8 protein-coding genes are annotated in these 6,761 nt (G+C 71.1%); 5 read left to right on the top strand and 3 right to left on the bottom strand.

Annotated elements, in window-relative coordinates; all coding sequences use genetic code 11:
• From QN357_RS16835 to QN357_RS16825, 3 genes are all read left to right on the top strand, one after another.
• Positions 1-663: phosphoribosylaminoimidazolesuccinocarboxamide synthase (locus tag QN357_RS16835; protein ID WP_323505240.1), on the top strand; the 663-nt coding region annotated here is incomplete at its 5' end.
• A gap of 58 nt (positions 664-721) precedes the next feature.
• Positions 722-1,099 carry a VOC family protein gene (locus QN357_RS16830; RefSeq protein WP_134446230.1) on the top strand — a complete coding sequence of 126 codons (378 nt, stop codon included), beginning with the start codon at positions 722-724 and terminating at the stop codon, positions 1,097-1,099.
• 98 nt (positions 1,100-1,197) lie between these two features.
• Positions 1,198-2,034, top strand: a complete 837-nt coding sequence (locus QN357_RS16825; RefSeq protein WP_322189899.1) for a VOC family protein — start codon at positions 1,198-1,200, stop codon at positions 2,032-2,034.
• An 18-nt stretch (positions 2,035-2,052) separates the two neighbouring features.
• On the opposite strand, the gene QN357_RS16820 is transcribed toward QN357_RS16825, so the two are convergent.
• The 3 genes from QN357_RS16820 to QN357_RS16810 form a co-directional block, all read right to left on the bottom strand.
• Positions 2,053-3,054: an alpha/beta fold hydrolase gene (locus QN357_RS16820; RefSeq protein WP_323505239.1), complete on the bottom strand. Its 1,002-nt coding sequence runs from the start codon at positions 3,052-3,054 to the stop codon at positions 2,053-2,055.
• A 73-nt stretch (positions 3,055-3,127) separates the two neighbouring features.
• Positions 3,128-4,231 carry a LacI family DNA-binding transcriptional regulator gene (locus tag QN357_RS16815; protein ID WP_322189154.1) on the bottom strand — a complete coding sequence of 368 codons (1,104 nt, stop codon included), beginning with the start codon at positions 4,229-4,231 and terminating at the stop codon, positions 3,128-3,130.
• A complete protein-coding gene (locus QN357_RS16810; RefSeq protein ID WP_134446227.1) occupies positions 4,232-4,933 on the bottom strand; it encodes a TetR/AcrR family transcriptional regulator in 702 nt (233 codons plus the stop codon). It lies immediately after the preceding gene.
• Positions 4,934-5,131: 198 nt separating this feature from the next.
• On the opposite strand from QN357_RS16810, the gene QN357_RS16805 reads away from it, so the two are divergent.
• Both QN357_RS16805 and QN357_RS16800 read left to right on the top strand, forming a co-directional pair.
• Positions 5,132-6,511, top strand: a complete 1,380-nt coding sequence (locus tag QN357_RS16805; protein ID WP_416173095.1) for a kynureninase — start codon at positions 5,132-5,134, stop codon at positions 6,509-6,511.
• A 73-nt stretch (positions 6,512-6,584) separates the two neighbouring features.
• The coding region (locus QN357_RS16800; protein WP_323505241.1) for a phosphoribosylformylglycinamidine synthase subunit PurS at positions 6,585-6,761 on the top strand (177 nt) is incomplete at its 3' end.

Here is a 6,761-nt window from a genome sequence, read left to right as displayed (position 1 = left end):
GGTACAGACGACGCCGCGGGCATCCCGGCCGCCGCCGCGGGCCGCGCCATGCTCTGCAGGACCCTCGACATGTTCCCGATCGAGTGCGTCGTGCGCGGCTACCTCACCGGCTCGGGCTGGAAGGAATACCAGGCCAGCCAGACGGTCTGCGGCCTGCCGCTCCCGGCGGGGCTGCAGAACGGCGACCGCCTGCCCGAACCGATCTACACGCCCGCGTGGAAGGCCCCGATGGGCGAGCATGACGAGAACATCTCCTTCGAGCGCACCGTCGAGCTCGTCGGCGCCGACGTCGCCGCCGAGCTGCGCCGCCTCTCCCTCGAGATCTTCCGCCGGGCATCCGTCATCGCCGAACAGAACGGGGTGATCCTCGCAGACACCAAGTTCGAGTTCGGCGCCGACCGGGCGACCGGAGAGATCACCCTCGCCGACGAGGTGCTGACGAGCGACTCGAGCCGCTACTGGGACGCCGTACTCTGGCAGACCGGCACGACCCCCGAACAGCGGATGTCCAGCTTCGACAAGCAGATCGTCCGCGACTGGCTGAGCGCGCACTGGGACCAGACCGGCACACCCCCGGCGCTCCCGGAGGACATCATCGAGCGCACCGCCGCCCGCTACCGCGAACTGCTCACCCGGCTCGCCGGGGACACCCCTGTCGCCTGACCGACGCGCGCGGTCACAGGACTCGGCGCCCGGCGCCGCCGAATGTTACGCTCCCGACATGCGAATCAAGATGTGCAGCGTCCACGTGAAAGACCCCGCCACCGCGTTCGATTTCTACACGTCCGTCCTCGGATTCGAGAAGCTTCTGGCCATGCCGGAGCACCAGCTGTACATCGTCAAGTCCACGGAGGACCCGGACGGCGTCGGCCTCCTGCTCGAGCCGAGCGACAACAAGGTCGCCGCGAAGTACGCCCAGGGCATCCGTGCCCTCGGCCTGCCCGCGATCGTCTTCGGCAGCCCCGACGTCCGCGCCGAATACGAGCGCCTCGGCCGTCTCGGCGTGCAGTTCACGAGCGAACCGTACACGGATGCCTTCGGCACCTCCGTCCTCTTCGACGACACCTGCGGCAACCTGATCCAGCTGCACCAGGACTGACTTCCCCCGCCCGTCGTGGGCGGAATACCGGGGCGGGGGCATCCGTTGACGCAGGTGTGACCAGATCTGCATCAGAACTCCTGCCCGCGGCGACCGGAATGGGCGCCGTCACCCTGCGCGTCGGCAACCTCGACCGCATGATCGCGTACTACCGCGACGCCGTCACGCTGAGCCCGCTCAGCCAGGACGGCCCCATCGCCGTGATGGGGCGCGGCACGACCCCGATCGTGATCCTCCAGCACGCGCCGGAACTCGCAGCCCCCGAGCCCCGCTCGAGCGGCCTGTTCCACACCGCGATCCTGTTCGAGACCCAGGCGCAGCTCGCCGCGGCGGTCTACTCGGTCGCAACGAAGCATCCGGGCACCTTCACCGGCAGCGCCGATCACCTCGTCAGCCAGGCGTTCTACTTCACCGACCCCGAGGGCAACGGTATCGAGCTCTACTGGGACCGCGACCGCACCGAGTGGAGCTGGGCCCACGGCCAGGTCGAGATGGCCACCCTCGCCCTCGACCCCAACGTCTTCATCGGCGAGCACCTCACCGAGGAGGGCGTGTCCGATCCCGGTGCAGGCAACGCCATCGTGGGTCACGTGCACCTCTCCGTCGGCGACGTGCCCACCGCCCGCGCCTTCTACGTCGACCGGCTCGGCTTCGAGGCGACCGCGAACTTCGGCCCGTCCGCGCTCTTCGTCTCGGCCGGCGGGTACCACCACCACATGGCGATGAACACCTGGAACAGCGCCGGCTCGGGCAGGCGCCGCCTCGCCCTCGGCCTCGGCGAGGTCGACATCGTGCTGCCCGGTGCCGACGACCTCGGTGCGCTCACCGAGCGGATGTCCCACTTCGGCATCGCGACCCGGCACGACGGGCAGACCCTCGGCTTCGACGACCCCTGGGGCAACCAGATCGTGGTGCGCACGGCGCTCCCCGCCTGACGAAGGCGGGCGCGCGGCCTACTGCTGGGGCTCGACCGGCGGATGCGCGCGGTCGCGACCCCAGAACTCGTCGAGCAGGTCGGCGGTCGCCTCCGGATTCTCGAGCTGCGGCGAGTGCGCGGCCTCCGGGATGATCGCATACCGGGCATCGAGCAGGCCGGCCATGCTCGCCTGCCAGTCCTGCGGCCAGGCCGGGTCGTCGACTCCGTGCGCGACGAGGGTGTCGAGACCGGTCGCGAGCAGCTCGCCGGTGGTGTCGTTCTCGTCGCTGAGGATCGCTGCCGCACCGAGCAGCTGGTCGTCGCTCGTTGCCCCCATCCGCAGACGGCGGAACACTTCGTCGGCGGTCAGGGCTGCGTCCGGAAGACCGACGGTGTGCGGGTTGTCCTCGTTCCACCACGCCGCCGAACCGCGCTCGCGGACGATCGCCGCCTCGCGCTCCATCCGCCCCGCCCAGCCGTGCGGACCGGAGCAGAGCAGGGTGACGTCGAGGAAAGCCCCCGGTGCCAGGATCGCCGCGGCCCGGGTGACGACCCCGCCGAAACTGTGGCCGAGCAGGTGCACGGGTTCGCCGCCGCCGACGAGTGCGGCCACGGCGACGACGTCCCTGGCGAAAGCTTCGAGCGTGTAGTTCTCGGCGCCGGCGGGGGCCGCGGAGTCCGCCTGCCCGCGCTGGCTGTACGACCAGGCGTCCCAGCCGCGCTCGGCGAGCAGCGGCAGGAAGCCGCCGAAGTCCTCCTTCGAACCGGTGAAACCCGGCACGAGCAGCACGACACCGCGAGCGGATGCCTCCGGCCGCGCATGCAGGGCCGTCACGCGCCCGACGGGAAGGTCGATGCCGACGTTGGCGACCGCATCCGCCAGCGGGACCGGCAGGGTGCCGAACCGCGGGACCCCTGGCCACCCGTCGAACGACCCGGCGGACGACCCGGCGGACGGGCTCGTACGGGCCTCGGCCGAATGCCGCCCGGTCACGGACGGGCCGGCGGACGGGCCGGCAGTCGGGTCGATCGTGCTCATGGTGCGCTCCATTCCGGCCTGACGGCCGGGCTGCCGCCGTGCTGCCGCGGATTCCCAGCCTAGGCGACGCTGGTCAGGACGGGAGGGTGCCCTCCGAGCTTTCGCGGAGCAGGACCTTCACGGGCAGGCGCGCCGTGATCGGCGGCTGGTCGGGGTGCTCGATCCGGCTGAGCATCGCCCGGATCGCCGTCCGCCCGAGCTCGACCATCGGCTGGTACACCGTCGTGAGCCGCGGGGTCGACAGGCGGCCGGTCTCGATGCCGTCGAAGCCGGTCACGATCACGTCCTCCGGCACCCGCACGCCCGCCGGCACGAGCACGTCGAGCATGCCGAGCGCGGTCCGGTCGTTCGCGCAGACGAGGGCCCGCGGCATCCGCCCGGTGGTGAGCAGCGTTTCGGCGAGCCGGCGGGCACGGATGCGGGAGAAGTCGCCCTGCAGGATCGTCGCGGCGGCGGGGTCGAGGCCCGCCCCCTCGAGAGCTTCGACGAAGCCCTGGTACCGCTCGGAGCTGTCGGGTGAGTCGGCGGGGCCGGCGACGAAGGCGAGGTCGGTGGTGTCGCCGCTCTCCAGGAGGTGCGCGGTGAGCGCCCGCATGCCTTCCCGGTTGCTGACGCTGACGTGGTCGAATTCCATCTCGGCGCATCGGCGCGGGCCGCCGATCAGTACGACGGGGATCCGCCGCGAGACGTGCTTGAGGAGTTCGTCAGGGACGCTTCCGGCGAGCACGGCCACCGCGTCGACCCGCCCGGCGATGTCCCGCAACATGTCGGCGGGATTGGCATCCCTGCCGACGCCGACCATGAGGGCGAAACCGTGGCGCCAGGCCTCGCGCTCGCTGCCGCGCAGCACCCCGTCGAAGGAGAGGTTCGGCGGGGCGACCTCGCTGCCGCCGGCCCTGTCGACGACCATCGTGACCGACAGGTCCTGCACGAACGGGGCTTCTCCCCGGTCGTCCTCGTCGTCGATGCCGGGGAAGAACAGGCCGAGGACGCCGGTGCGCTGGGCCGCGAGGCACCGTGCACTGGCGCTCGGCACGTAGCCGAGGGCCTGCACGGAGTCGAGGACCCGCTCCCGGGTCGACTCGCGCACGTCATGCGGACGGCGCAGCACCCGGGACACCGTCGCGATCGACACCGCCGCGTGGGCGGCTACGTCGTAGACGGTCGCAATCTTCACTCAGCGTCCGGAACCGGCACCGGATGCCGCGCGCTTGGCGCGCCGGGTGAGCCCGTGCACCGCGGCCTGGAACTCGCGGGCGGCGAGCGGCCGGCCGGGCAGCCGGGGCCGGTCCGTGGCCGGCAGCCGCAGGCCGTCGAGCACGATCGCAAGCTGCCTGCGCCACTGGCCGGTGTGGCCGCCGCCGTGCGTGCCGAGGGAACCGACCATGGTGACCAGAACCGCGAGATCGACCGCGTCGACATCCGCCCGGAGTGCACCGTCCTTCTTGGCGCGGGCGACGAGGCCGGCGATCACGGCCTGGAACTCGGTGCCCTTGCCGCTGCCCGGGTCGATGACCTCCATGCGCTTGAGAATGTGCGGGAGCGCCGGATCGGCGACAAGCCACTCGGCGACACGCTCCATGTAGAGCTCGATGCCGGCCCAGGCCGTCGGAGCAGCGGCGATCTCATCGCGGACGGTCGCGAGTTCGGCAAGCGCGATGTCGTAAAGAGCGCGCACGAGGTCGTCCCTGGTCGGGAAGTTTCGGTAGAGCGTGGCCACGCCGACGTCTGCGCGGCGGGCGATCTCCTCGAGCGAGGCGTCGACCCCGTTCTGCGCGATGAGAGCCCGCGCCTCGACGATCAGGCGCTCTCGGTTCTGCCGGGCGTCGCGCCGACGCGGTTGAGCGCCGTCCTGCGGGGTCGGTTCGGACGAAGTCATGGAGACGATTGTAAGTCCCCCAGCTATGACGAGTCGGAGGGAATCCTCCACGTCGCCTGTGCCTGCGCCCGGAATCCCTCGTCCGGGATAGAATCTCGCCGGAGAACCGGGTCTCACATGCGAACCCGTGAATCTCGCCGGAGAACCGCAGTGGTCCGACCGACGGCCCGCAGCATCCCTGAGAACCGAGGACTCCCGATGACGCCTCCCCCCGATCCGAGCCGCACCGCCGGCGAGGGCACGGATGCCCACCTCGTCTTCGCCCGCCGGATGGACCGGATCGACGGGCTGGCCCACTACCGTCGGCAGTTCGTGGGCACCGAAGCCGGCACAGCGGCGGGTGCCGCGGCCGATCCGTTCGTCTACCTCGACGGCAATTCGCTCGGCCGGCCGACCCTCGCGAGTGTCGGGCGGATCACCGAGTTCCTGACCCACAACTGGGGAACCCGGCTGATCCGCGGCTGGGACGAGGAGTGGATGGAGCTTCCGTTCCGGATCGGCGACGAACTCGGGCGGGTCGCGCTCGGCGCGGCGCCTGGCCAGGTCTTCATCGGCGACTCGACGACCGTACTGCTCTATAAGCTCGCCCGGGCCGCGGTGGACTACCGCAGGGTCGGCTCCGAACCGGCGCGCACCGAGATCGTGCTCGACACCGACAACTTCCCCACCGACCGGTACCTGATCGAGGGCATCGCCGCCGAGCGCGGCCTGACCCTGCACTGGATCCACTCGGATCCCGCAGGCGGGGTCTCACTCGACCAGGTGCGCGCGGCGATCGGCCAGCAGACGGCGCTCGTCCTGCTCAGCCACGTCGCCTACCGCTCCGGGTTCCTCGCCGACATGCGCCGGATCACCGCGGCGGCGCACTCTGTCGGCGCCCTCGTGCTCTGGGACCTCAGCCACTCTGTCGGCTCCGTTCCCGTCGAGCTGGACCTCTGCGACGTCGACCTCGCCGTCGGCTGCTCGTACAAGTACCTGAACGGCGGGCCGGGGGCGCCTGCCTTCGGCTACGTGCGCCGCGACCTCCAGGACGTGCTCACCCAGCCGATCCAGGGCTGGATGGGCACGAAGGACGTGTTCACGATGGGGCCGGGGTATCACCCGGCCGACGGCATCCGCCGGTTTCAGAGCGGGACGCCGCCGGTCGTCGGCATGCTCGCGATGCAGGACACGATCGCGATGATCGGCGAAGCGGGCATCGAGGAGGTGCGGGCCAAGTCTGTCGCGCTCACCGAATTCGCGATCACCCTCGTCGACGAGTGGCTCGTGCCGCTCGGCGTGCGGCTCACGTCGCCGCGCGACCACACCCACCGCGGCGGCCACGTCACGGTCAACCACCCGGCGATGCGGCAAGTCACGACGACACTCTGGGAACACGACGTCATCCCCGATTTCCGCGGGCCGGAAGGCTTGCGGATCGGGCTGTCGCCGCTCAGCACGAGCTTCGTCGAGACGCTCGAGGGGGTCGCGGCGATCCGCGACGTGCTGCGCGGGGTCCTGCTCGGGCAGGCAGGCCTCGCACCGGGGACCGGGATCGCGGCGGGGTTCGGGCAGAGTGGCCCCGGCAACGGGCCGTAACAGCCGACCCGGGCCCGGGCCGTGTGGACTGTAGAATCGAGGCATCCACGCCCCCGACGTCTCGGAGTGAACCATGCCAACCATCGTCGTTGAAGTTATGCCCAAGGCCGAGCTGCTCGACCCGCAGGGAAAAGCCGTCGCCGGCGTCCTCGGCCGCCTCGGCAAGACCCGCTTCACGAGCGTTCGCCTCGGCAAGCGTTTTGAACTCACCGTCGACGGGCCCGGCGCCGCGGCCGGGCTCGCCGCAGTG

It is taken from the genome of Cryobacterium sp. RTC2.1 (assembly GCF_035018685.1).
GTDB classification, from domain to species: domain Bacteria; phylum Actinomycetota; class Actinomycetes; order Actinomycetales; family Microbacteriaceae; genus Cryobacterium; species Cryobacterium glucosi.
This window is presented reverse-complemented; position numbering and strand designations above follow the sequence as displayed.